Raw genomic sequence first — 25,962 nt, 5'->3', positions numbered from 1 at the left:
CTCGCAATTTTGGAAGGCCATGGGGGCTGGGTGATAATCCGCCGCCGCTCCCGGCCCAAGCCCGCACGACATCCCGCATGAAGTTCCGTCTTCTCGCCCTCCTGGCCCTGGCCGCTCCCCTGACCGCCGCGGGATTGGCCGCCCCTCTTCACGCCGCGCCCCAGGGACAGTCCGCCCGGTTGACTGCGAACGATCCGATGTCGCCGATGTACATCGTGACCTCGCGCGAGAATTTCGAGGCCAGCCTGAAGCGGTTCGGCACGCAGCCGCAGGGTTTGCGCGATGGGGCCGGGCGGGAAGTCGTCCTCTCCAGCGTGCGCAAGCACCAGCTCGACGACATGGGTCATGCGCTGCACGATCGCGATGGGCGCTGCGGTGGTTACTTCGCCTTCGAGACCCGCGCCAAGGCGCTGGCCTTCCTGGAGAGGGCGACCGTACCGCGCAGGCCGTGCGCCGCAAAGCGCTGCCCAGCTACACCATCGACAACGCACGCACGGTGCAGCCGTGGCTGGGCAAGGTGGACGAAGCCCGCATCCTGGAGACGATGACCTACTTCTCCACCCGGTACCCGAACCGCAATTCGGGGACCTACGAGGGATTCGTCGCCTCCCGCTCGCTCCGGCAGGAGTGGGACTTCCTCGCGCTGGGGCGCTCGTTCGTGACGTCTGAAATCGTCGAATGCGAGAACTGCTCGATGTCCTCGGTCGTGCTGACCGTGCGCGGCACTTCCAAGGCAAACGAGATCGTCGTCGTGGGCGGCCACCTGGATTCCATCGGCACCGGGTCGCAGGCGCCCGGCGCGGACGACAACGCCTCCGGCATCGCCACGATCACGGAAGTGATCCGCGTCGCGTTGGCCGACGGCTGGCGCCCGCAGCGCACGGTGAAGTTCATCGGCTACTCCGCCGGCGAACTCGGCCTGCGCGGATCGACGCAGATCGCGGCCCTGCACAAGCAGCAGAACGCGAACGTGGTGGGCGTGCTGCAGCTGGACATGACCAACTACGCCGCCGGCAGCCCGTTGACCATGAAGATGGTGACGGATCACTCCAATGCGCCGCTGCAGGACTTCCTGGCCCGCCTGTTCGACAAGTACCTGGCCCCGATGGGCATGACCCGCGGCACGACCACGTGCGGCTATGCGTGCTCCGACCACGCCGCGTGGACCGCCGCCGGCTACCCCGCGGCCTACGTGATCGAGCCGACGGCCTTTCCGTACAAGCACTCGTCGGTGGACACCATGACCTATGCCGGGCCGACGGCGAAGAGCTCGGCCAAGTTCGCGCAGTTCGCCCTGGCTTTCGTAGGCGAGTTGGGCAAGAACGCGCCCCCGATCACGCCTTCTGACTTCGACGGCGACCGGCGCAGCGATGTGTTCTGGCGCAACGGCGTCACCGGCGCCAACGACATCTGGCGCGCCTTCAACCCCGTCTCTCGAATCACCACCTCGCCGGTGCCCAACATGCTCTGGAAGGTGGCGGCGATCCACGACTTCAACGGTGACCTGCGCGCCGATGTTGTGTGGGCGAACCACGAGGGCCTGCACGAGATCTGGTACGGCGGCTATGCGCCGTCGCGCCAAAGGCTCGGCTACTACTTCGGTGCGGCTATCGCGGCCGTCGGGGATTTCGGCGCGAGCGGGTCCGCCGACATTGTTCTGCGCAATACGAGCGACAACTCGGTGGAGATCCTCACCGACTTGATGAAGGGCGAAGCCAATCAACGGAGCCTGCCCGAGGGCATCGTGCCGGCGGACTGGGAGATCGTCGCGGTGGGCGACTTCGACGGCGACCGCCGGGACGACCTGTTCTGGCGCAACCGGAAGACTGGCGCGAACGAACTGTGGCGGGCAGGCGAACGCGCGATGCGACAGCCGCTCACCGCAGTTTCCGTGCTGGCCTGGCGCGTCGCCGGCACCGGCGATTTCAACGGCGACGGCCGCAGCGACGTAGTGTGGCGCAACGAAACCACCGGCGCGAACGTGGCATGGTATTCGGCTAATCCCAGCACGCAGCGCACGTTCGGCACGGTGTCCGACACCCGCTGGCGCATCGCCGCCATCGGCGATTACAACGGCGACTCCGTGTCCGACCTGTTCTGGCGGCACAGCACGCTGGGCAACAACGACCTCTGGCTCGGCGGCAACAGCAGCCAGCGCGTGGCACTCACCGGCGTTCCGGCCGACTGGCAGCCGCAGCCGGCGCATTAGTCCCGAGCCGGGTCGACCACGGTGGATGCGGCCGGCGGTATGCCGGCCGCGGCGGCATTGTTTGAGCCGGAATCCGCCGCTCCGGGGAACAACAACCGCCGGCCGCCGCCCGGGTGCCATACGGACACGGCCGTACACGCCTGCCGGGACTGGCCGCCGCCGCTGCATGGACCGATACTGCGTCCATCGCGCCCCTGCGCCCAGACGCCCGCCTCAAAGGAGTGACCGTGAGAATCCGCCATCTGGCCCTGTTGACCCTGTCCGCCCTGGCCCTGTCCGGCGCCGTCGTGGCCCAAAGCGGCGGGGGCGATCCGCACGGACACGCCGGCGCCCTGCGCGCGTCGCTGGGCGTCGACCCGATGTCCGCCGTCTACATCGTGACCTCGCAGGCCACCTTCGATGGCGGCGTGAACGCGCTGGTGAGCGAAGCGGCCGCGCAGCGCGACGGCGCCGGCCGCGCCGTGGTGGTCGGCAAGATCCGCGCGCACCAACTGGACGAACTGAGCCGCTTCATCCACGAGCGCGAACGCCGCTGCGGCGGCTACTTCGCCTTCGCCACCCGCAAGCAGGCCGTGCAGTTCCTGCGCGAGGACCGCACCGTCCGGGCCATGCAGCGCAAGGCGCTGCCCACCTACACCATCGACAACGCGGCCACCGTGGCGCCCTGGCTGCCGCTGGTGCGCGAGTCGCGCATCAGCGACACCATCACCCACCTGTCCACCGCCTACCGCAACCGGTATTACGCCAACACCACCGGCCAGCAGGCATCGCAGTGGCTGAAAAGCACATGGGTGGGGCTGGGCCACAACCGCCCGGACGTCAGCGTCGGCTACGTCACCTGCACCGGCTGCGGCAAGCAGCCCTCGGTGGTGATGACCGTGCTGGGTTCCTCGCGTCCCGACGAGATCGTCGTGGTCGGCGCGCACCTGGACTCGATCTCCGACAGCTACATCAACGGCGAGATGAATGCTCCGGGCGCCGACGACGACGCCTCCGGCGTGGCCACCGTCACCGAGGTCATCCGCGTCGCGCTGGCCAAGGGCTGGAAGCCGCAGCGCACGGTGAAGTTCATGGCCTACGCGGCCGAGGAAGTGGGCCTGCGCGGCTCGCACGCCATTGCCGACGAACACCAGGACGACCACGCCAACGTCGTGGGTGTTCTGCAGCTGGACATGACCAACTACACCGCCGGCAGCACGGTGTCGATGGAGCTGGTCTCGGACTACACGAACACGGGCCTGAACGAGTTCGTGCGCAAGCTGTTCGATCGCTACCTGGCCCCGCTGGGACTCACCCGCGGCGTCTACACCTGCGGCTATGCCTGTTCCGACCACGCCTCGTGGACCGCCGCGGGCTATCCGTCGGCGTTCATGGTCGAGCCCACGCTGTTCCCCTACCTGCACACGCCCAACGACACGCTGGCCAATTCCGGCCCGACGTCGGCCAGCAGCGTCAACTTCGCCAAGCTCGCGCTGGCCTTCATCGGCGAGCTGGGCAAGACCACCCATGAAGCGCCCGTGGACTTCAACGCCGACGGCCGCAGCGACGTGTTCTGGCGCAACCTGTCCACCGGCGCCAACGACATCTGGCGTTCGGCCAACGTGCTCACCCGCACGCCGACCAACAGCGTGACCGCCATGGCGTGGCAGGCCGTCGGCATCGACGACCTGGACGGCGACGGCCGCGAGGACGTGCTCTGGCGCAATGCGAGCACGGGCGCGAACGACCTGTGGAAGTCGGCGTCCGCGGCCACCCGCGTCCCGCTGGGCACGCTGGCCGACACCGGCTGGCGCGTCGCGGGCTTGGGCGACTTCGGCATGCGCGGCGCGGCGGACATCTTCTGGCGCCACGCCACCACGGGCCAGATCCAGGTCTGGGTGGGCGGCAACTCGGCGGTGGTCGAACCGCGCGCCACCGTTGCCAGCGCCGACTGGCAGGTGGTCGGCGTGGGCGACTTCGACGGCGATCTGCACGACGACGTGCTGTGGCGCAACCGCGTCACCGGCTCGAACGAGATGTGGCGCTGGGGCACCTCCGAGCGTCGCCTGGCGATGACCGCGGTGACCAATACGGCGTGGATCGTCGGCGGCGTCGGCGACCTCAACGGCGACGGTTCCGACGACATCATCTGGCGCAACACCAGCACCGGCGCCAACGTGGCCTGGCTGTCGGGCCGTGCCGCCACGCAGATGGGCATGTCGACGATCGCCGACCTCAACTGGAAGCTGGCCGCGGTCGGCGACTACGACGGCGACGGCCGCGCCGACGTGTTCTGGCGCCATGCCCTCACGGGCCAGAACGAGCTGTGGCCGGCCGGGCAATCCTCGCTGCGGCAGGTGCTCGCCCGCGTGGCGGATGTGAACTGGACCATCGTGCGCTGAGCGAATCCGCTCCCTCCCCCGCTTGGCGGGGGAGGGTTGGGGTGGGGGCCGCAGGTCGCCGCGAACCCCCACCGGTCCGTAGCCTGGGGCTTTCAACGGCGAAGCTCGTCAAGAGAAGCGCACCCGGGTACAGGCGCGGCGATCTGTCCGGAGAGCCCCGGATGCGCTGCGCTTGACGAGCTTCGCTGTTGAATGCCCCGGGCTACTTTTGAAATCCCCGCGACCGTCGGCCCCCATCCCAACCTTCCCCCGCGGAGCGGGGGAAGGGGCCAAGGCTGCAAAAGCTGGCGTCCGGATGAACGCGGGCCGGCACTCGCCATTGCCTTGCTGAGGGACGGATACTCGTCGGGCACGCGCCTGCGCGCGATCGCATCGACGGGGGTGCGCCGTGAACTGCCGCAGTCTTTTCCTCCTGGGCCTCTCGGCCGCACTGCTGTCCGGCGCCAGCGCCGCCGTGACCGCCCCTCCCGACGACCACGACCACGCACGCGGGCAGCGCGCGCGCCTGGGCGTGCAGTACGAGCCGATGGCGACGGTGCACATCGTCACCTCGCGCGCCACCTGGGAAGGCGGGGTGCGACTGATCGGGCGTGACGCCCGTGCCGCGCGCGACAACGCGGGCCGCGACCTGGTCATCGCCTCCGTCCGTGCCCACCAGCTCGACGACGTGAGCCGCCTGGTGCACGAACGCGAACGCCGGTGCGGGGGCTACTTCGCCTTCGCTTCGCGCGCGCAGGCCCTGGCCTTCCTGCGCCAGGACCGCACCGTGCAGGCCATGCACACCAAGGCGCTGGCCGCCTACACGATCGACAACGACCGCACGGTGGCGCCGTGGATCGCCCAGGTCGAGGAGCCGCGCATCCGGGCCACGATCTCGCACCTGTCCACTGCCTATCCGAACCGCTACTACGCCAGCGTCCAGGGCCACCAGTCGCCGCAGTGGATCCGCGACACTTGGCTCGGGCTGGGCGTGGACCGCAGCGACGTGAGCGTGGAAACCACTGACTGCGCCAACTGCGGCGGGCAGCAGTCCATCATCCTGACCGTGCGCGGCGCGCGGTATCCGGACGAGATCGTGGTGGTCGGCGGCCACCAGGATTCCATTTCCGACAGCTACAACAACGGTGTCATGGACGCCCCCGGCGCCGACGACGACGCCTCGGGCATCGCGACGATCACCGAGGTGATCCGCATCGCGCTGGCCAGCGGCTGGCGGCCGCAGCGGACGGTGAAGTTCATGGCCTACGCCGCCGAGGAAGTCGGCCTGCGCGGCTCCCACGCCATCGCCCAGGCCCACCGCGCGCAGGGCGCGAACGTCGTCGGCGTGCTGCAGCTGGACATGACCAACTACACCGCCGGCAGCGCGCTCTCGATGCGCCTGATCAGCGACTTTTCCAACGCCGCCCTGCAGCAGTTCGTGCTCGGCCTGTTCGACCATTACCTGGCGCCGACCGGCCTGACCCGCGGCGGTGCGACCTGCGGCTACGCCTGCTCGGACCATGCCTCGTGGACCAGCGCGGGCTACCCGTCCGCGTTCGTCGCCGAGCCCACGCTGTTTCCTTATCGCCACACGCCGCTGGACAACCTGCAGCAGATCGGTCCGACCGCGGCGAGCAGCGTGAACTTCGCAAAGCTCGCGCTGGCCTTCGTCGGCGAACTGGCCAAGACCGATACCGGCACGACCCACGACTTCGACGGCGACGGCCGCAGCGACGTGTTCTGGCGCAACGTGGCGACCGGCGCCAACGACGTGTGGCGCTCGGCCGACGCGCGCACGCGCCAGTACACCTCGCCCGTGGCCAACCTGGCCTGGCAGGTCGCCGGCATCGGCGATCTGGATGGCGACCATCGCGCCGACGTGGTCTGGCGCAACGCCAGCACCGGGGCCAACGACCTGTGGCCCTCGGCCCAGTCCAGCCAGCGGCGGGCGCTGGCGACGGTGCCCGATACCGGCTGGAAGCTCGAAGCCCTCGGCGATTTCGGGCAACGCGGCGCGGCGGATCTGTTCTGGCGCCACGCCGTCACCGGGCAGATCCGGGTGTGGGTCGGCGGCGATGCCGCGCAGGCCCAGACCCGCGTGCCGGTGGCCAACCCCGACTGGCGCGTGGTGGGCGCCGGCGACTTCGATCTCGACGGCCACGACGACGTGCTGTGGCGCAACCGCGCCACCGGCGCCAACGACCTGTGGCTGTGGGGCACGTCCGAGCGCCGGCGGTCGCTGACCGCGGTGACCAACACGGCCTGGCAGGTCGTCGGGGTAGCCGACTTCAACGGCGACCGGCGCGCGGACATCCTGTGGCGCCACGCCGGCACGGGCGCCAACGTGATCTGGTTCTCGGCCAACGCCGCCACCCAGCGTGTCCTGGCGAGCGTGAGCGACCTCCACTGGACGGTGGCCGGCGTGGGCGACTACAGCGGCGACGGCCAGGCCGACATCCTGTGGCGCCATGCCACGCTGGGCTACGACGACCTGTGGCTGTCGGCCGACAGCACCCGGCGCCTGCCCCTGACGCGGGTGTCGGACGTGGACTGGCGGGTCATGCGCTGAACCACCGCCACGTTCGGCATGGTCCATGGCCGGTCCAGCCTCGCCATGTCCAGCCCGAGCGTGGTTCAGCTGCACGCCCCCGTGACGATCACTCGGAACGCGGGTCCAGTCCGCACCGTTCAGTAACGCCACCCCAACGCCCGGCCGCCCGGTGCGCGGGCTTGTGTGACTGCGGTATCGTTCACCGGGGCCCCTCCGGCGCCCTTCCCTTTTCTTCACGCTGCGGAGTTCAGTCAGTGAAACAGTTGCTCGTCCTGGGTTCGGTTGCCGCGCTCGCGATCACGTCCCTCCACTTGGATCCGCCGCAGGCGGCCCGCACGCCTGACAGCTGGATGCGCGTCAAGGGCGAGCACGCCCAGCCCAAGGCCGCCGCCAAGCGACTGGCCTGGCGCGCCGCGCACCTGCCGGCGCATGCCACCACGCAGCTGTCGTTCGATGCGCTGGCGCCGTCACGCGTGCAGTCGATGCGCAAGCGCAACGCGCAGTCCGTCGCCAAGCCGACGCAGACCGGCCTGACCCGCAACGCCAGCACCGAATCCGCGCAGAAGGCGCTGGGCGCGCTGCAGTGGGCGGCCACGCCCGATGGCGGCGCGGCGACCCGCGTGGTGATCACCTCGCCGGGTGCGAAGGGCCTGCGCGTGGGCCTGCAGCTGCAGTCGCTGGATCCGCGCATCGAACTGCGCTTCGCCGGTTCCGGTGCGCCCGACACCATCGTCGGCCGCGTCACCGGCCGCCAGGCGCTCAAGCTCGCCAACAGCCGCCGCGTGTTCTGGACGCCCAGCACCGAAGGCCAGACCCAGACCATCGAGGTCTACGCCCCGGCCGGCGTCAAGACGGCATCGGTGCGACTGCTGGTGCCGCAGGTCTCGCACCTGCTGGCGACCAACGGCACCGGCTTCAAGTTCGAGAAGGACATCGGCGACTCGGGCAGCTGCAACGTGGACACGGCATGCCGGGTCAGCGAGCTGGGCCAGAACTTCGTCAACGCCAAGAACGCCGTCGCGCACATGGTGTTCAGCGACGACACCGGCACCTACATCTGCACCGGCACGCTGCTGGCCGACACCGTCGGCGCGACCCAGGTGCCCTACTTCTACGGCGCCAACCACTGCATCGGCGACCAGCCCACGGCCAGCACGCTGGAAACCTACTGGCGGTTCGAAGCCACCAGCTGCGGCAGCGGCGTCGCCGCGGCGAACATCCAGCTGCTGGGCGGCGCGACCTACCTCTATTCCAACGCGGACACCGACGCGCTGCTGCTGCGCCTGAACGCCGCGCCGCCGAGCGGCTCGTTCTTCGCCGGCTGGGATTCCACCCCGATGAACACCGGCAGCGCCGGTACCGCGATCCACCATCCGCACGGCGACCTGAAGAAGGTCTCGCTCGGCCAGAAGATGGGCCAGGACGACTTCCTGCACACCATGGCCTGGACCAGCGGCACGACCGAAGGCGGCAGCAGCGGCTCGGGCCTGTTCACCAGCAACGCGAACGGCTACTACCTGCGTGGCGGCCTGTACGGTGGCGATGCGCTGTGCTCCAACTCCGGTGACGTGAACAACACGCTCAACCGCGACTACTACTCGCGCTTCGACGTCGCCTTCCCGCACATCCAGCAGTACTTGGCCCCGCCGCTGCCGGCGACGGCCACGGCGCGCGACTTCAACTTCGACGGCCAGGCCGACGTGTTCTGGCGCAACACGAACACCGGCGGCAACGACGTGTGGCGCTCGGCGTCGTCGGCGCAGCGCCAGGTCACCGCGACGGTCAGCACCCTGGCCTGGCAGGTGGTGGGCGTGGGCGACCTCAATGGCGATTCGAAGGCCGACGTGCTCTGGCGCAACGCCAGCACCGGCAGCAACGACGTGTGGCTGTCCGCCATCGCCACCACCCGCCTGCCGATCCAGGCCGAACCCAACCTGGCCTGGAAGGTCGTGGGCGTGGGCGATTTCAACGGAGACGGCAAGGACGACATCTTCTGGCGCAACTCGAGCACCGGCGGCACCGCGTACTGGCCCTCGGCCAACCGCAGCGCGTCGGTCACCCAGGCCACCGTGGCCAGCCAGAACTGGCAGGTCGCCGGCGTGGGCGACTTCAACCACGACGGCCGCGACGACATCCTGTGGCGCAACAACGTCACCGGTGGCAACGAGCTGTGGCGCTCGGGCACCGCGACGCAGCGCCAGGTGCTGACCTCCGTGACCACGCTGTCGTGGACCGTCGTGGGCGTGGCCGACTTCAACAAGGACGGCACCTCCGACATCCTGTGGCGCAACACCTCCACCGGCCAGAACGCGATCTGGCGTTCGGCGAACGCCAACACCCAGCAGGCGGTCACCACGGTCGCCGACCAGAACTGGAAGGTCGCCCAGGTCGCCGACTTCGACGGCGACGGCTACGGCGACATCTTCTGGCGCAACACCAGCACCGGCAACAACGACCTGTGGAAGGGCGCGCTGTCGTCCCGCCGCGTGGCGCTGACCCGGGTGGCGGACCTGAACTGGAAAGTGATTCCCTGACGGTCCGCACGCCGCGATCCCGGAACCCTGGGATTGCGGTCGGGCACACAGAAGGAGGCCGGCCGATGCCGGCCTCTTTTTTTTCATATGGGCCCGGCTTGAGCGGCGGGGCCAAGGCGACTAAGGTCGCCGCTTCCGGCACCGCAGGATCGCGGCGCCGGCACCGATCGGGGATGGCAGATGATCAAGACACTCAAGCGGTTCAAGGGCCTGCTCGCGCTCGCGCTGTGCAGCGTGGCGGCGCTCGCGCAGGCGGCGCCCGGCCACTACGTCGTCGTACGCGTAGACGCGCAGGGCCGGCTGACGCCGGTGCACCTGCGCGCGGTCGAGCTGGACGCCGCGCACGCGCATTCGCTGCGCCCCGCCGACGCGGTCCGCAAGCGCGCCGCGGCCGATGCCTCGCAGCTGCTGGCCACGGGCGCGGGCTGGACGCAGGTCGTGCTGTCGCCCGAGCGCATCCGCGGCGAATTCGCCGCCAACGGGCACGCCGGCCGCATCCAGGCCGTGGCGGTCCGGCCGCAGTACCGCAGCTTCGTGTTGCGGGTGCCCGCCTCCGCCGGCAACCGCATCACCGTCGACCACCAGGGTCGCCGCAGCGTGATCGACCTGCGCCAGCTGGCCGCGCAGCCGGCCCTGTCCGCAGCGCCGCAGGCGCGCGTGCTCAAGTCCGCGGGCGGGCCCAGCGACAACCGGCTCGACGTGGTGGTGGTCGGCGAAGGCTACACGGCCAGTGAGCAGGCCAGGTTCCTCGCCGACGTGGCGGCGTTCAAGGCGACCATGTTTTCCACGACGCCGTACAAGCAGTACGCCAGCTTCGTCAACGTGGTGCCCCTGTTCGTCGCCTCCAGCCAGTCCGGCGCGGACCACCCGCCGTACCAGGCCGGTTGCACCACGACCAGCTGCTGCGCCGAGACGGCCGCGCAGACCGACCCGCGCGCCGGCACCTTCGTGAACACCGCCCTGGACGGCCGCTTCTGCACCGCGCAGATCCACCGCCTGGTGACGGTCAACGACTCCAAGGCCTACGCGGCCGCGAACGTGTATCCCAACTGGGATGCCCTGATGGTGATCGTCAACGACCCGGTCTACGGCGGCTCCGGCGGCTCGCTGTCCACGTTCTCGACGCATACCTCCGCGGGCCTGATCGCCGTGCACGAGTTCGGCCACAGCTTCACCCGCCTGGCCGACGAGTATGAATCGCCCTACCCGGGATTCCCGCCGTGCAGCGACAGCACCGGGCCGGCGTGCGAACGCAACGTCACCAATCAGGTGCTGGCCACGCAGGTGAAGTGGCGGCACTGGTTCACGCCGGGCAACCCGATCCCCACGCCGCCCGGGACGCCGGGCATCGGCCTGTTCCCCGGCGCCCGCTACCAGTCCACGGGCATGTACCGGCCGGCGCACACCTGCGCGATGCGCGAACTTGGCGTGCCGTTCTGCGCCGTGTGCGCCGAGGGTTACGTCGCGCAGCTGTACTCGGCGTGGATCGGCGCGAACTCGATGCCCATCAACCTGATCGAGCCCGGTAGCGAGGTCCCCGCGGCCAGCGGCCCGGTGTATGTCGTCGCCGGCAGCCGGGTCACCTTCACGGCCTCGATCCTGCGTCCGTCGCCCGACACCGTGCGGCTGCAGTGGGTCCGCCAGGGCGTGCCCATCTTCGGCGCCACGGGCGGCAGCTACACCTACGTGGTGCCCGCGACCGGCCTCGCCCGCGATTCCATCCGCCTCTCGGCGCACGACGAGTCGCCGCTGCTGTCGAACATGGACGCCGCCCGGTCGAACCGCTCGCGCGAATGGGATCTCCACATCCGTCCCAACGCCCGCGGCGACTTCAATGGGGACAGCCGTTCGGACATCTTCTGGCGCAACGCGGGCACCGGTGGCAACGACATGTGGCGCTCGGCCAGCTCCGCGCTGCGCCAGCCGACGGCGACTGTCGCCAACCTGCAATGGCAGGTGGTCGGACTGGGCGACTTCAACGGCGACGGGCGCGACGACGTGCTCTGGCGCAATGCGTCCACCGGCGCCAACGACATCTGGCTTTCGGGCGTGGCCACCACCCGCCGGCCGATCGCGGCCGAAACCAGCGTCGCCTGGAAAGTGGCCGGCGTCGGCGATTTCGACGCGGACGGCTACGCCGACATCTTCTGGCGCAACGCCGGCACCGGCGCCAACGGCATCTGGCCCGCCGGCGACCGCACCCGCTCGCGGGCGGCCACGGGCCTGCCCGACCTCAACTGGCGCGTCGCCGGCGTGGGTGATTTCGACGCCGACGGCATGGACGACGTGCTGTGGCGCAACGCCGCCACCGGCAAGCACGAGGTCTGGCCGTCGGGCAACGCCGCCCAGCGCCAGCCGCTCACGGGCGAGATGTCATCGGCCTGGGTCGTGGCCGGCGTCGGCCATTTCGACGAGGATCACCGGTCCGACATCCTGTGGCGCAACACCGTCACCGGCGCCAACGTGATCTGGGGCGCGGGCGACGTGTGGAACCAGCGCCTGCTCACCAGCGTGGCCGATCCGAACTGGAAGGTCGCGATGGTCGGCGACTTCGACGGCGACGGCATTGCCGACATCTTCTGGCGCCATGCCGTCACCGGCAGCAACGAGATGTGGCGCTCAGGCCTGTCCTCGCAGCGCAGCGTGCTGGCCAAGGTATCGGATACGCGCTGGGCGGTGACGCCCTGAGTCAGGCGGCGCCTGCAGATGAAAAAAAGGCCGGCGCATGCCGGCCTTTTTTCTGGCGCCGCGGGCGCGGCTAGCGGACCGCGGCCGCCGTCTGCCCGAACAGGATCCGGCGCTCCTCCTCCGACAGGTTGCCGCGACCTGCGTACGGCGCCGCGACGCCCTCGTAGGCGCGCACGGTGGCCGGCCGCGCCTTGATGGTCTCGAACCAGCGCTGCAGGTGCGGGAAGTCGTCCAGGTCCTGCCCGTGCGGCGCATGCGGCACGATCCAGGGATAACAGGCCATGTCGGCGATGCTGTACTCCTCGCCGGCGACGAAGGCGTGCCGTGCCAGCTGCCGGTCGAGCACGCCGTACAGGCGGTTGGTTTCCCTGACGTAGCGATCGATGGCGTAGGGCACCTTGTCCGGCGCGTACACCGCGAAGTGGCCGTTCTGCCCGGCCATGGGCCCCAGGCCCGCGACCTGCCAGAACAGCCACTGCAGCACCTGCGCGCGGCCATGCACGTCGGCGGGCAGGAAGCGTCCGGTCTTCTCGGCCAGGTACAGCAGCATGGCGCCGGACTCGAACACCGACAGCGGGGCGCCGCCGCCGGGCGGATCCTGGTCGACGAGGGCCGGGATCCTGTTGTTGGGCGAGATCTTCAGGAAGTCGGGTTCGAACTGTTCGCCCTTGCCGATGTCGACCAGGTGCAGCCGATGCGGCAGGCCGGTTTCCTCGAGGAAGAGCTTGAGCTTGAGCCCGTTGGGGGTGGGCCAGAAATACAGGTCGATCATCGTCAGTCTCGTGGGGGGCCGAAGCGGCCGCATGGACAGCATGGCCCGTCCGGCCGCCTGCCAAGGATCCAGATCCGGGCCATTGCGCGGAACCACCGGCATGGCCCGCAGCGTTCCACGCACCCCGTGGCGGCCGCGTGTCGGCGGACGGAAACAGCAGCGCGGCGCCCGGATGGCAGCCTGGATGAAAAGCGCGATACTCGATCCATGAACCCAGCCGACACCCCGACCGTACCGCGCGTCGACGTCCCGGACGACCTCGCGCCCCAGGCCCTGGACCACGCCACCGCCCTGCCCGCGCGCTACTACTTCGAACCGCGCATCGTCGCGGCGGACCGGGAGCTCATCTTCGACCGCGGCTGGCAGCTGCTGGCGCACGTGTGCCAGCTGCGCAACCCCGGCGACCACGTCATCGGCGACTTCGCCGGCCTGCCGGTGATCGCGGTGCGCGGCGTCGACGCCAACGGCGGGCCCGGCGAGATCCGCGTCTTCCACAACGTCTGCCGCCATCGCGCCGGCCCGCTCGCCCAGTGCGACGGGCTGGCCGCAAAATCGCTGCGCTGCCGCTACCACGGCTGGACCTACACTCTCGACGGCACCCTGCGTTCGGCCCCGGAAATGGGCACCGCCCCCGACTTCGACGTCAACGACGTCAAGCTGCCCCAGCTGAGCGTGCGCGTGTGGCAGGGCATGGTGTTCGCCGCGGTCGATCAGGCGCGCGCGCCGGACTTCGATGCCTTCGTGCAGGGCATCGACGAGCGCCTGGGCGCCAACCGCCACCTGGAACGCTACGGCCACCATCGCCGCGTGGGTTACGACGTCGCCTGCAACTGGAAGGTGTACGTCGACAACTACCTGGAGGGCTACCACGTTCCGCACATCCATCCGGGCCTGAACAAGCTGCTGGACTACCGCAGCTACATCACCGACACCGCGCTCTGGTACTCCTACCAGTTCAGCCCGCTGGAAAGCGGTGACGGCCTGTACGGCGACGGCGACGCGCTGTACTACTGGATGTGGCCGAACACGATGCTCAACATCCTTCCCGGCCGCCTGCAGACCAACCGGGTGATCCCCAAGGGCGTGGACCGCTGCCGGGTGGAGTTCGACTTCTACTACGCCGTGGACGAGTCCGAGGAAGCCGCGGCCCGCCGCCTGGCCGACCTGTCCTTCAGCGACGAAGTGCAGTTCGAGGACCTCACCATCTGCGAGGACGTGCAGCGCGGCCTGTCGTCGGGCTCCTACGTGCCCGGCCGCCTGAACCCGCTGCGCGAGAACGCGGTGCATCACTTCCACGAATTGCTACGCAAGGTGTATCGCGAGGCGGGAGCCTGACTCTCCTTTGCAGCGGACAGCGCGCGGCGCGCATTACTGCTCCCTCCCCCGCTTGCGGGGGAGGGTTGGGGTGGGGGCCGACGATCGCGGCGCATTCGATGCCCTTCGTGTTGCCTTGTCTTCCTCTGACATGCAGTCCGCCGTTTCCTTCGGCGTCGACGCGATCTTCCGCCCCCTATCCCGCCCTTCCCCCGCAAGCGGGGGAAGGGGCCGAGCGCCAGACCATCCGGAAAGCCCGATGACCACCCAACGTCCCCTCGGCATGTGGTCCGCCACCGCCCTCGTCGTCGGCAGCATGATCGGCAGCGGCGTGTTCCTGCTGCCCGCGTCGCTCGCCCCCTACGGCGCCAGCAGCCTGGCCGGATGGGCCATCACCCTGGCCGGCGCGATGTGCCTGGCGCTGACCTTCGCCAAACTGGCGATGCGCTGGCCGCAGACCGGCGGCCCGTACGCCTATGCCCGCAACGGCTTCGGCGAACTGCCGGGCTTCGTCATCGCGTGGAGCTACTGGGTGTCGGTGTGGTCGGCGAACGCGGCCATCGCCGTGGCCTTCGCGGGCAGCATCGGCGCGGTCTTTCCCGCGCTGGCGGCGACGCCGATGCACAGTGCGCTGTGCGCCCTGGCCGCGCTGTGGGCCTGCGTGGGCGTCAACCTCGCCGGCGCCCGCGAGGCCGGCCGCATGCAGGTCCTGCTGACCGTGCTCAAGCTGGTGCCGCTGCTGCTGTTCGGCGGCGTCGCCCTGTGGTTCGTGCAGCCGGCACTGTTCACGCCGTTCAACCCTTCCGGCGAATCGCTGCCCAACGCGGTCAACGCCACGGTCGCGCTCACGCTGTGGGCCCTGCTGGGACTGGAAGCGGCGACGGTGCCGGCCGGTTCGATCGACCAACCGGAACGGACGATTCCGCGCGCCACCATCTTCGGCACGCTGCTGGCCGGCGTGGCGACCATCATGGCCTGCACCGCGGTGCTGGGCCTGCTGCCGCCGGACCAGCTGAAGAATTCGGCCGCGCCGATGGCCGATGCCGCGCGATCGCTGTGGGGCCCCGTTGCCGGTACCGCGGTGGCGGTGGTGGCCGCGGTGTCGTGCCTGGGCGCGCTGAACGGCTGGGTCCTGGTATCGGCGCAGGTGCCGTTGGCGGCGGCCACCGATCGCATGCTGCCGGCCGCGTTCGCGCGGCTGGATGCACGTGGGACGCCGCGCTTCGGCATCCTCGCCAGCGCGACGCTGGCCTCGCTGCTGGTGCTGGCCAATTTCAGCCGCTCACTGGTGCAGCTGTTCACCTTTTCCATCCTGCTGTCGACGGCGGCGACGCTGCTGCCCTACGCCACCGGCACCGCGGCCTGGCTGCGGCGCGGCGACGGCACGGGACGCGTGGTGGCGGCGCTCGGACTGGCCTACAGCCTGTATGCGCTGTGGGGCATCGGCGGCGAATCGCTGGTGTGGGGTGCCGGCCTGGTCCTGGCCGGCCTGCCGGTGTATGCGTGGATGAAACGGCGCCAGTGAGCGCGGGGCGGGACGCTCAGAGCGACTCGCCCGGCACCGTCTCCGTTTCCGCGGCGGTCGCCGTCAGCGGCCTGGACGCACGCCGCTCCCAGCGCCAGAAGCCCCACGCCAGCAGCAGGAAGATCGAAGCCGCGCTCACCATCCACAGCACGTGCCCGCTGATCAGCGGCGACAGCACGCCGGCGATGAGCGCGTTGAGCACCAGGCTGGTGAAGGCCTGCAGCGACGAGGCCGAGCCGCGCTGGCGCGGGTACATGTCCAGGATCGCCAGCGTCACGATCGGGAACACCAGCGCGATGCCGAACGCGTTGAGCGAGATCGGGATGACGGCCCAGGGGATCTGCGGGGAATCGGTCGACAGGTGGTAGGCGAAGTTGAGCGCCATCGCCACCGCGCTGCACGACAGGCCGATCGCCACCAGCCGCTCGCCGCGCACCTTGCCCGCGCTGCGGCCGGAAACGAACGAACCGGTCACCATGCCGCCGATCATCGGCACGAAGAACCAGCCGAAGTCGGCTTCGCCCAGCTTGAGATGGTCGATCACGAACGCGGGCGCGGAGGCGATGAACAGCCACAGTGCGGCGAAGTTGAACGCGCTGGCCGCGGCCAGGCGCTGGAAGCTCGGGTTGAGGAAGATCGCGAGGTAATTGCGCAACAGGGACGACGCCCGCATCGGCAGGCGCGAGGCCGGCGGATGGGTTTCGGGCAGGCCCCACCAGGTCAGCGCGATCAGCAGCACCGAGAACGCCGCCAGGAACCAGAAGATCACCGGCCACGCCGACCAGCCCAGGATCCAGCCGCCGATGATCGGCGCGATCGCCGGCGCGATGCCGAAGATCATCGACACCTGGCTCATCAGGCGCTGCGCGGCCTCGCCCTGCAGCACGTCGCGGATCACCGCGCGCCCGACGATCAGTCCCACGCCCGAACTCAGCCCCTGCAGCGCGCGGAACGCCAGCAGCGTGGTGAGGTCGGTCGCCAGCGCGCAGCCGATCGAGGCGAAGGTGAACACCACCAGCCCGCCGAGGATCACCCGCTTGCGTCCGATGGCGTCCGACAGCGGCCCGTGGACCAGGCTCATCAGCGCATACGCGACGAGGTAGGCGCTGATGGTCTGCTGGATCGCGATCTTGTCCGCACCCAGCTGCGCGCCCATCACCGGGAACGCGGGGAAGATCGTGTCGATCGAGAAGGGACCGAACATCGCCAGGCCGCCCAGCAGGAGGGCGAGGCGACGATAGGAATGTGCCGGTGCCGGGGTTGGCGCGGTCATGCGTGATCCCGTGAAAACGAAGGCCGACGCGCCGGAAGGGTGCGCCTCACGCGGGCGGCCCCTTGAGTTCCACCACGTTGTCTTCGGGGTCAAACAGGTACTGCGAGGGACCTTCGCCCTGCGCGCCGTAGCGCATGCCGAACTCGCCGATGCGAGCGCCGTGCGCCTGCAGGTGGGCGACGATCGCGTCGCGGTCGAAACCATCCACGCGCAGGCAGAGGTGGTCGAGGTTGCGGCCTTCGGCACCGGGCGCGGCACCGCCCATGCGACCCAGCTTGCCGTCGACGGGCACCAGGTCGATCAGGCTGTCGCCGGCACGCAGCTGGTAGAGGCCGATGTCCTCGCGGCTGCGTTCCATCGTGCAACCCAGCACGTCGCGATAGAAGGCGATCATCGCTTCGACATCGCGCACGCGCAGCACGAGGTGGTCGATTCCGCGCAAGGCAAATGGCGGCGTATCCATGCAGCGCACTCCTGTTCTGCGTGGCCTACATGGTACGTGCATGCCTGCCGGCGCGATGCCACTCGGATGAAATGCAGCCATGCGGCAAAGCGGCCTGTGACGCGCGCCCGGCTTTGTCCGCAACGGCGGTCGCGCGCTAGCGACCTTGCATGGCGTCGGCCGATGCCCCCGACGACGCGCCTGCAGTCGCTGCCGCGGCCGTTCCCATCGGCGGCGACGCTGCCTCCGGACTGGCCGCGGGCTTGCCTGCGGGTTCGTCTGCCGGCTTCGACACCAGCCCCTGCACCGTCTCGATCGGGATCGCCTCGGCCACGCGCGCATCGGGCCACCAGACGAACACGAAGCTGCTGCTGGTGCCCAGCAACCGCGCCTGACGGACGGGACCGCCCTCACTGCGTGTCACGACGACATCGGCCCTGACACTGCCGGCGCGGATGTTCTCGCCCCTCTGCTGCACGTAGAACGCCGACACCCAGACCATGTAGCAGGCCGCGGCGACGGCGATCCCGGTTTCGGGTGAAGCGCCGAACAGCTTCCAGCGGAACCAGCGCGACTCGGGAAACAACTGCCGCCCCCACCAGCGCCGGCGCAATTCCTCCACGCGCGCGGGGTATTTGGCCCGGTACGTTTCCGGCCAGGAGATGAGCCAGGCAATCGACACCGACACGAACAACAGCAGGGCGTAGGTGGGTTCACGCAGGCCCGCGACCAGGAAGTCGCTGGGCTGCATGTACTGGAGGATCGGCAGGCCGAAGCCGCGGAAGAACCAGTAGCTCGCCCACAGCCCGAGGAAGGACACGCCGAGGTAGCCCACGGTCAGCATCAGGGTCGGCTCGCGGCGGAGGCGAGCCCAGACCTGGAGGATCCAGGGCGTCTGGGGCGCGCGAACCGCCGGCGTGCCCGGACTGGCGCCGGCTGCTGGCCCCTGCGCGACGGCTACCGGAGCGGCAGCCTGCGGGGACACCGGCGAGCCCGATGCCGCGCCGACCTTCCTGCGCTTGCCGGGCTTGGCCTGGGGCCTGGTTTCCATGTTCATCGGCGCCGCTCCCATTCGATCCTGACCGGCGCTGGCGACCGGGTCGCGCCATGCTACGGCCAATCACCCCCGATTCCGCGGCCTCGCGCGGACATGGCGGTCGGTCATTGGCCGCCGCCCCGGTCCCAAAGGCTATAATCCCCGCTTCCCGCACACGGTGGGAGAAGCCGGTCCCCCGACCTGCTGCCGAAGGCGCAACCGCCCGGAATCGCTCAGGCTCAAGTACTTCCGTGTGCCAGGACGTCCCCGCCCACCTGACCGGTCCGGGGCACGTCCAATACTCTGGAGAGACCGACCTGCCCCCGGGCAGGAACCGGCGCCGAAGGGGCAAGAAGCGCGCACGGGACACCCTCCCCCTCCCGGCGCTTCCAAACTCTCAGGCAAAAGGACAGAGGGGCGCCTACGTCGCAACCGCATCCGCGACCGCGACCATCAATGACGCCCGCCATGTCCCAGACCTCGCCTGCCCGCGCATCCAGTCTTCGCGACCTCGAACACCACGACGCCTTCATCGAGCGCCACATCGGCCCCAACGACGCCGAGATCGCGCACATGCTCCGCGCGGTCGGACACGACTCGCTGGAAGCGCTCACCGATGCCATCGTCCCCGCCTCGATCAAGTCCGCGCAGCCGCTCGCACTGCCGGCGCCGGTGACCGAGGTCGAGGCGCTGGCCAAGATCCGCGCCATCGCCGGGAAGAACCAGGTCTTCCGCAGCTTCATCGGCCAGGGCTATTACGGCACCCACACGCCCAACGTCATCCTGCGCAACATCCTGGAGAACCCGGCGTGGTACACGGCCTATACGCCGTACCAGGCCGAGATCTCGCAGGGCCGCATGGAAGCGCTGATCAACTTCCAGACCCTGTGCGCCGACCTCACCGGCATGGAGATCGCCAACGCCTCGCTGCTGGACGAAGCCACCGCCGCCGCCGAGGCGATGACGCTGGCCAAGCGTTCGTGCAAGTCGAAGTCCAACACGTTCTTCGTCTCCGGCGGCGTGCATCCGCAGTCGCTGGAAGTCATCCGCACGCGCGCCGAACCGCTGGGCATCGAAGTGGTGGTCGGCGACGACGTCGACGCGATGACGCTCGACGCCTTCGGCGTCCTGCTGCAGTACCCGAACACCTTCGGCCAGGTAAATGACTACCAGGCGCTCAGCGATGCCGTGCACGCCCGCGGCGGCGTGGTCGCGGTGGCGACCGACCTGTTGGCGCTGACCCTGCTCAAGGCGCCGGGCACCTGGGGCGCCGACATCGTGGTCGGCAACTCGCAGCGCTTCGGCGTGCCGTTCGGCTTCGGTGGCCCGCACGCGGCCTTCATGGCCTGCCGCGACGCCTACAAGCGCTCCATGCCGGGCCGCCTGATCGGCGTGTCGGTCGACGCCGAGGGCAAGCCGGCCTACCGCCTGACCCTGCAGACCCGCGAGCAGCACATCCGCCGCGAGAAGGCGACCTCCAACATCTGCACCGCGCAGGTGCTGCTGGCGGTGATGGCCTCGATGTACGCGGTCTACCACGGCCCCGAAGGACTCACCCGCATCGCGCGCCGCACGCACCGCCTGGCCGCGATCCTGGCCGGCGCGCTGCGCAAGGCCGGTGTCACGGTCGGCACGGATTTCTTCGACACGCTGCACGTGGTGGGCGTGGATGCCGCCGCGATCCACGGCAAGGCGCGGGCCGCGCGCATCAACCTGCGCGCGATCGACGCCTCCAGCCTGTCGATCAGCCTGGACGAGACCACCACCCGCGAGGACGTGCTCGCGCTGGCCTCGCTGTTCGGGGCCGATGCCCGCGACATCGACACGCTCGACGGCGCCACCGCCGATGCGCTGCCCGCCGGCCTGCTGCGCGACACGCCGTTCCTGGCCCACCCGGTGTTCAACACGCACCACAGCGAACACGAACTGCTGCGCTACATGCGCGCGCTGGCCGACAAGGACCTGGCGATGGATCGCACCATGATCCCGCTGGGCAGCTGCACCATGAAGCTCAACGCGACCGCCGAGATGATCCCGGTGACCTGGCCGCAGTTCGGCAACCTGCACCCGCTGGCGCCGGCCGACCAGGCGCTGGGCTACAAGGAGCTGATCGACGGGCTCGAGGCGATGCTGGTGGAATGCACCGGCTACGACGCGGTGAGCCTGCAGCCCAACTCCGGCGCGCAGGGCGAATATGCCGGCCTGCTGGCGATCCGCGCCTACCACCGCTCGCGCGGCGACGACAAGCGCGACATCTGCCTGATCCCCGAATCCGCGCACGGCACCAACCCGGCCTCCGCGCAGATGTGCGGCATGACGGTCGTGGTCACCAAGACCGACGCGAACGGCAACGTCGACATCGACGACATCCGCCGCAACGCCGAGAAGTACAGCGACCGCCTGGCCGCGATCATGATGACCTACCCGTCCACGCATGGCGTGTTCGAGGAGGACGTGGTCGAGATCTGCGACATCGTCCACCAGCACGGTGGCCAGGTGTACACCGACGGCGCCAACATGAACGCCCTGGTCGGCGTGGCCAAGCCCGGCAAGTGGGGCTCGGACGTCAGCCACCTCAACCTGCACAAGACCTTCTGCATCCCGCACGGCGGCGGCGGCCCCGGCGTGGGCCCGTGCGCGGTGAAGGAACACCTCGCCCCGTTCCTCCCGCGCGCGCTCGCCGCGGACGGCCTGCGCACGCAGGGCGTGGGCAAGGGTGAGGTCGGCATGGTCAGCGCGGCCAGCTTCGGGTCGGCCTCGATCCTGCCGATCAGCTGGATGTACGTCACCATGATGGGCGCCAGCGGCCTGCGCCGCGCGACCCAGGTCGCGCTGCTCAACGCCAACTACATCGCCACGCGCCTGGCGCCGCATTTCGAGACGCTCTACACCGGCCGCAACGGGCTGGTCGCGCACGAGTGCATCCTCGACCTGCGTCCGCTCAAGGACGCCACCGGCATTTCCGCCGAGGACGTGGCCAAGCGCCTGATCGACTTCGGCTTCCACGCCCCGACCCTGAGCTTCCCGGTCGCCGGCACGCTGATGGTGGAACCCACCGAGTCCGAATCGCTGCACGAACTGGACCGCTTCTGCGACGCGATGATCCAGATCCGCGACGAGATCCGCGCCATCGAGAACGGCACGCTGGACCGCGAGGACAATCCGCTCAAGCACGCACCGCACACCGCCACCGCGGTGAGCGCCAGCGAGTGGACCCACGCCTACCCGCGCGAACTGGCCGCCTTCCCGCTGGCCACGCTGCGGCAGCAGAAGTACTGGCCGCCGGTGGCGCGCGTGGACAACGTTTACGGCGACAAGAACGTGATGTGCGCCTGCATCCCCGTGGACGCCTACAAGGATGAGGTCGAGGCGTAATCCCTCGCCCCTTCCGGTACGACGACGAAGGCCCCGCATTCGCGGGGCCTTTTTCGTAGCGAAGGTGTCTCATCGCCAATTGCTGCGGGGTGCGCGCCACGCCGCGCGCCGCGATCACGCATGCGCACGAGACCGCGCACGTGAACAACGCAGGTGCTTGTCCGCCGCAGCGCCGACTGAATCGACCAGATAAGTGAATCGCACTGACGCCGGCTGGCAGCACATTCCGCACGGGTTTTCATGCCGATGAACAGCACTGCACGATCACCGAATGAAAATCTCACGGTTGCTTGGCAATCGTCCCGGCATGCTGTCCCCCCGTCCGCAGCAAGCGGGCGTCCCTAAATCAGGAGACCCATTGATGCCTACCAACAAGCAGACCGGCAGCAACCAGAATGACCGCAGCATGCAGGGCGGCCAGAACAAGAGCAGCCAGAACATGAGTGGCCAGGATCGTTCGACCCAGACCCAGAAGGCCGGACAGAGGGACGACGACAACAGCCGTAGCGACAGTCTGCGCAGCGGCACCAACCAGAACGATCGCAACAACACGCAGAACCGCGATCGGTAACGATCGCCAAGGCCGAGCGAGAGCTCGCGCAAGCATCGGCGTGAGAACGCCGTAATCGGACTGCATTGAGGCAGTCCATACCCGCCGGCCCCAGGGCCGGCGGGCTTCGTGCGTCACACTGCAACGGGGTGGTCGGCAGCGCGGCGCCTTCGCGCGGCGACGGGCCCCGTGTCCGTCGCCCCGCGAGGGCTGGAGCGAGGGGCCGAATGGACGAGGACCGACCTGGAGTCGCGACCCGCTCTCGGAAGATTCGTCGGGGAACTGTGGAACGCGCTTGCCTCCACCCTGATCTGCCGATCGGTGCGCCCACCCGCGCACGACACACGGCATTGACGCGGTCATGCCCAGCATCGGCGCAATCCCCCCCCGCCGGAGCTTCCCCATGGCCGCGAGCAAGAAGCCGCGCAAGTCCCCTTCCCAATCCGGCCACCACCGGTGCGACCCCTCGCGCTACTTCCGCCCGCGAAGTGCGCGGCACCGGCGACGAGCTGCACCAGGTCGCGGGCAACGCGGACGCGACGCTCACCACGAACCAGGGCGCACCGATCTCCGACAACCAGAACTCGCTGCGGGCCACGCCACGCGGGCCGACCCTGCTGGAAGACTTCGTCCTGCGCGAGAAGATCACCCATTTTGATCACGAGCGCATTCCCGAACGCATCGTGCACGCCCGCGGTTCGGCCGCGCACGGCTTCTTCGAACTGACCCGCTCGCTGGCCAAGTTCACCACGGCCGGGATCTTCAACCGGGTTGGCGAACGCACGCCGGTATTCACCCGCTTCTCCACCGTTGCAGGCGGGGCCGGCTCGGTGGACACCCCGCGCGACGTGCGCGGATTCGCGGTGAAGTTCTACACCCAGGAAGGCAACTTTGATCTCGTCGGCAACAACATCCCGGTGTTCTTCATCCAGGACGCGATCAAGTTCCCGGACCTGGTCCACTCGGTGAAGATGGAACCCGACCGCGCCTTCCCGCAGGCGGCCAGCGCGCACGACACCTTCTGGGATTTCATCTCGCTCACCCCCGAATCGATGCACATGATCATGTGGGCGATGAGCGACCGCACGATTCCGCGCTCGCTGCGCATGATCGAAGGCTTCGGCGTGCACAGTTTCCGCCTGCTGGACGCCAAGGGCCGTTCAACCTTCTGCAAGTTCCACTGGCGTCCGCGCCTGGGCCTGCAATCCACGGTGTGGGACGAGGCGGTGAAGCTGCAGGGCGCGGACAACGACTTCCACCGCCGGGACCTGTTCGAGTCCATCACCGCCGGCAACTTCCCCGAATGGGATCTGGCAGTCCAGCTGTTCACCCAGGAGGAGGCCGAGGAATTCCCCTTCGACCACCTGGATCCCACCAAGCTCATCCCCGAGGAGCTGGTGCCGCTCACCGTGATCGGGCGCATGGTGCTCGACCGCTGGCCGGACAATTTCTTCGCCGAGACCGAACAGGTCGCGTTCTGCCCGGCCAATATCGTGCCCGGCATCGATTTTTCCAACGACCCGCTGCTCCAGGGCCGGCTGTTCTCCTACCTCGACACCCAGCTGCTGCGCCTGGGCGGGCCGAACTTCCACCAGTTGCCCATCAACGCGCCCAAGTGCCCGTTCGCCAACCACCAGCGCGACGGCCATATGCAGATGCGCGTGCCCAAGGGGCGTGTCGCCTATGAGCCCAGTTCGCTGGAGCGCACCGATGGCCGCGAGAATCCGGCCGCGGGGTTCCGCAGTTTCGCCGAGCCGGCCGACGACGGCGCCAAGGGCCGGGTCCGCGCCGAATCCTTCGCCGACCACTACAGCCAGGCGCGCCTGTTCTTCCGCAGCCAGACACCGGTCGAGCAGTCGCACATGGCCTTCGCGCTGGTGTTCGAACTGTCCAAGGTCGAGACACCGCACGTGCGCGCCGCCATCGTGGGCCACCTGCGCCACATCGATCCCGACCTGGCCCAGCGCGTGGCCGATGGGCTGGGCATGGATGCCCTGCCGCCCGCCCCGAAAGCCGCGGCGCCCGTGATCGACATGCCGCCCTCCCCCGCGCTGCAGATCATCGGCAAGATGAAGAAGACGCTGGAGGGTCGTTGCGTGGGCATCCTCGTCGACGACGGCTCCGACGCCGCCGCCGTGGCCGCGCTGCGTGGCGCGGCAGAAGAGGCCGGCGCCACGGTGAAGATCGTCGCGCCCCGGATCGGCGGAGCGCTGCTGGCACGCGGGAAGAAGCTGCCGGCCGACGGACAGCTCGCCGGCACGCCTTCGGTGGTGTTCGACGCGGTCGCGCTGGTGCTCTCGGACGAGGCGGGCGCGCGCCTGGCCACCGAAGCGGCCGCAGTGGATTTCGTCCGCGATGCCTACGGGCATCTCAAGGCGATCGCCGTAGATGCCGGAGCGCGCGCCGTGCTGGAGGCGGCAGGCGTCGAGCCCGATGCCGGCGTGATCGATGCCGCGAATCCGGCGAAATTCATCAAGGCGGCGATGACCCGCCAATGGGAGCGCGAACCTGCGGTCAGGACCCTGCCCTGAGTACTCGCGCCGTGCGCGAACCGCATCGAACCGAAAGCGCGCGCCGCCGTTGGCGCGCGGAAACGGCGCCTGAATACGGCCATTCAGGCGCCACACGCAGCGGCGTTTCACGAGCGCGTGGCGCGTCATGCGGCACGCTGCGCGCACCCCACTCCACGGATTGCCACCGATGAAAAAGACTGACTACGACTCCGCCCAGGTGAGCGAACTCCTCTACCAGTCGCTGGAAACCGAACTGGGCGGCGTGCAGGTGTACGAGACCGCGCTTCGCTGCGCGGTCAATGACGACCTGCGCAAGGAATGGCAGGAATACCTCGACCAGACCCGCACCCACGTCGACGTGCTCACGCGCGTGTTCGAAGCGCTGGGCATGGACACCGACACCATGACGCCCGGCCGCGCCGTCGTGCAGCACCAGGGCCGTTCGCTCGTAAAGGCGATGGAGATGGCGCTGGAGTCGGGCACGCCCGACGCGGCGCAGCTGGTGGCCTGCGAATGCGTGGTGCTGGCCGAAACCAAGGACCACGGCAACTGGGAATTGATCGGCCACGTCGCCAAGCATGGCAGTGGCGAGGCCACCAAGGTTCTCAAGCAGGCGTACGAGGCGGTCGAGAACGACGAGGACCACCACCTCTACCACACCAAGGGCTGGTGCCGGGAACTGTGGATCCAGTCGCTGGGCTTCCCGGCCGTCCTGCCGCCGCCGGAAGAGGTCAAGCAGGTGGAAACCGCGATCGGTGCGGCGCGCGCCGAGCATTCGCGCGAGCAGATGCGCAAGCACTGACGGATGAAGCGAAGGGAG

16 protein-coding genes and 2 riboswitches are annotated in these 25,962 nt (G+C 69.3%); of the genes, 12 read left to right on the top strand and 4 right to left on the bottom strand.

The window, feature by feature from the left end; all coding sequences use genetic code 11:
* Positions 1-77: 77 nt before the first annotated feature.
* From I8J32_RS09805 to I8J32_RS09780, 6 genes are all read left to right on the top strand, one after another.
* The gene (locus I8J32_RS09805) at positions 78-548 is read left to right on the top strand and encodes a hypothetical protein (protein ID WP_207526534.1); all 471 of its coding nucleotides are present in this window, start codon (positions 78-80) and stop codon (positions 546-548) included.
* Positions 449-2,209: a M28 family peptidase gene (locus tag I8J32_RS09800; RefSeq protein ID WP_207526533.1), complete on the top strand. Its 1,761-nt coding sequence runs from the start codon at positions 449-451 to the stop codon at positions 2,207-2,209. Before I8J32_RS09805 ends, I8J32_RS09800 begins: the two co-directional genes overlap by 100 nt.
* 227 nt (positions 2,210-2,436) lie before the next feature.
* Complete coding sequence (locus I8J32_RS09795) at positions 2,437-4,590, top strand: M20/M25/M40 family metallo-hydrolase (protein ID WP_200611535.1); 2,154 nt, start codon at positions 2,437-2,439, stop codon at positions 4,588-4,590.
* Between the two features lie 388 nt (positions 4,591-4,978).
* Positions 4,979-7,138 carry a M20/M25/M40 family metallo-hydrolase gene (locus I8J32_RS09790; RefSeq protein WP_200611533.1) on the top strand — a complete coding sequence of 720 codons (2,160 nt, stop codon included), beginning with the start codon at positions 4,979-4,981 and terminating at the stop codon, positions 7,136-7,138.
* 236 nt (positions 7,139-7,374) lie between these two features.
* Positions 7,375-9,654 carry an FG-GAP repeat domain-containing protein gene (locus tag I8J32_RS09785; protein WP_200611531.1) on the top strand — a complete coding sequence of 760 codons (2,280 nt, stop codon included), beginning with the start codon at positions 7,375-7,377 and terminating at the stop codon, positions 9,652-9,654.
* A 180-nt stretch (positions 9,655-9,834) separates the two neighbouring features.
* Positions 9,835-12,342 carry a M64 family metallopeptidase gene (locus I8J32_RS09780; RefSeq protein WP_200611521.1) on the top strand — a complete coding sequence of 836 codons (2,508 nt, stop codon included), beginning with the start codon at positions 9,835-9,837 and terminating at the stop codon, positions 12,340-12,342.
* A 70-nt stretch (positions 12,343-12,412) separates the two neighbouring features.
* On the opposite strand, the gene I8J32_RS09775 is transcribed toward I8J32_RS09780, so the two are convergent.
* Entirely contained in the window at positions 12,413-13,114 is a 702-nt protein-coding gene (locus I8J32_RS09775; RefSeq protein WP_200611519.1) for a glutathione binding-like protein, read from the bottom strand.
* 207 nt (positions 13,115-13,321) lie between these two features.
* Here I8J32_RS09775 and I8J32_RS09770 point away from each other — a divergent pair, with 207 nt between their 5' ends.
* The gene (locus tag I8J32_RS09770) at positions 13,322-14,449 is read left to right on the top strand and encodes an aromatic ring-hydroxylating oxygenase subunit alpha (RefSeq protein WP_200611517.1); all 1,128 of its coding nucleotides are present in this window, start codon (positions 13,322-13,324) and stop codon (positions 14,447-14,449) included.
* Between the two features lie 238 nt (positions 14,450-14,687).
* Entirely contained in the window at positions 14,688-15,953 is a 1,266-nt protein-coding gene (locus I8J32_RS09765; RefSeq protein ID WP_200611515.1) for an amino acid permease, read from the top strand.
* 16 nt (positions 15,954-15,969) lie between these two features.
* On the opposite strand, the gene I8J32_RS09760 is transcribed toward I8J32_RS09765, so the two are convergent.
* From I8J32_RS09760 to I8J32_RS09750, 3 genes are all read right to left on the bottom strand, one after another.
* Entirely contained in the window at positions 15,970-17,226 is a 1,257-nt protein-coding gene (locus tag I8J32_RS09760) for a multidrug effflux MFS transporter (RefSeq protein WP_200611513.1), read from the bottom strand.
* Between the two features lie 46 nt (positions 17,227-17,272).
* Positions 17,273-17,689: a VOC family protein gene (locus I8J32_RS09755; protein ID WP_200611510.1), complete on the bottom strand. Its 417-nt coding sequence runs from the start codon at positions 17,687-17,689 to the stop codon at positions 17,273-17,275.
* Between the two features lie 136 nt (positions 17,690-17,825).
* Positions 17,826-18,725: a hypothetical protein gene (locus I8J32_RS09750; protein ID WP_207526532.1), complete on the bottom strand. Its 900-nt coding sequence runs from the start codon at positions 18,723-18,725 to the stop codon at positions 17,826-17,828.
* Positions 18,726-18,873: 148 nt separating this feature from the next.
* Positions 18,874-18,963, top strand: a riboswitch (glycine riboswitch).
* A 34-nt stretch (positions 18,964-18,997) separates the two neighbouring features.
* Positions 18,998-19,127, top strand: a riboswitch (glycine riboswitch).
* Positions 19,128-19,160: 33 nt separating this feature from the next.
* On the opposite strand from I8J32_RS09750, the gene gcvP reads away from it, so the two are divergent.
* The 4 genes from gcvP (at position 19,161) to I8J32_RS09730 (ending at position 25,944) form a co-directional block, all read left to right on the top strand.
* Positions 19,161-22,079, top strand: coding sequence for an aminomethyl-transferring glycine dehydrogenase (gene gcvP, locus I8J32_RS09745; RefSeq protein WP_407060959.1), 2,919 nt, complete (start codon positions 19,161-19,163; stop codon positions 22,077-22,079).
* A 361-nt stretch (positions 22,080-22,440) separates the two neighbouring features.
* Positions 22,441-22,650 (top strand): hypothetical protein, encoded by a 210-nt coding sequence (locus tag I8J32_RS09740; RefSeq protein WP_200611501.1) that lies wholly within the window; start codon positions 22,441-22,443, stop codon positions 22,648-22,650.
* Positions 22,651-23,117: 467 nt separating this feature from the next.
* A complete protein-coding gene (locus I8J32_RS09735) occupies positions 23,118-25,160 on the top strand; it encodes a catalase (protein ID WP_245156293.1) in 2,043 nt (680 codons plus the stop codon).
* Positions 25,161-25,329: 169 nt separating this feature from the next.
* A complete protein-coding gene (locus tag I8J32_RS09730; RefSeq protein WP_200611498.1) occupies positions 25,330-25,944 on the top strand; it encodes a ferritin family protein in 615 nt (204 codons plus the stop codon).
* Positions 25,945-25,962 lie beyond the last annotated feature (18 nt).

Source organism: Lysobacter solisilvae, assembly GCF_016613535.2.
In the GTDB taxonomy this organism is placed as follows: domain Bacteria; phylum Pseudomonadota; class Gammaproteobacteria; order Xanthomonadales; family Xanthomonadaceae; genus Agrilutibacter; species Agrilutibacter solisilvae.
This window is presented reverse-complemented; position numbering and strand designations above follow the sequence as displayed.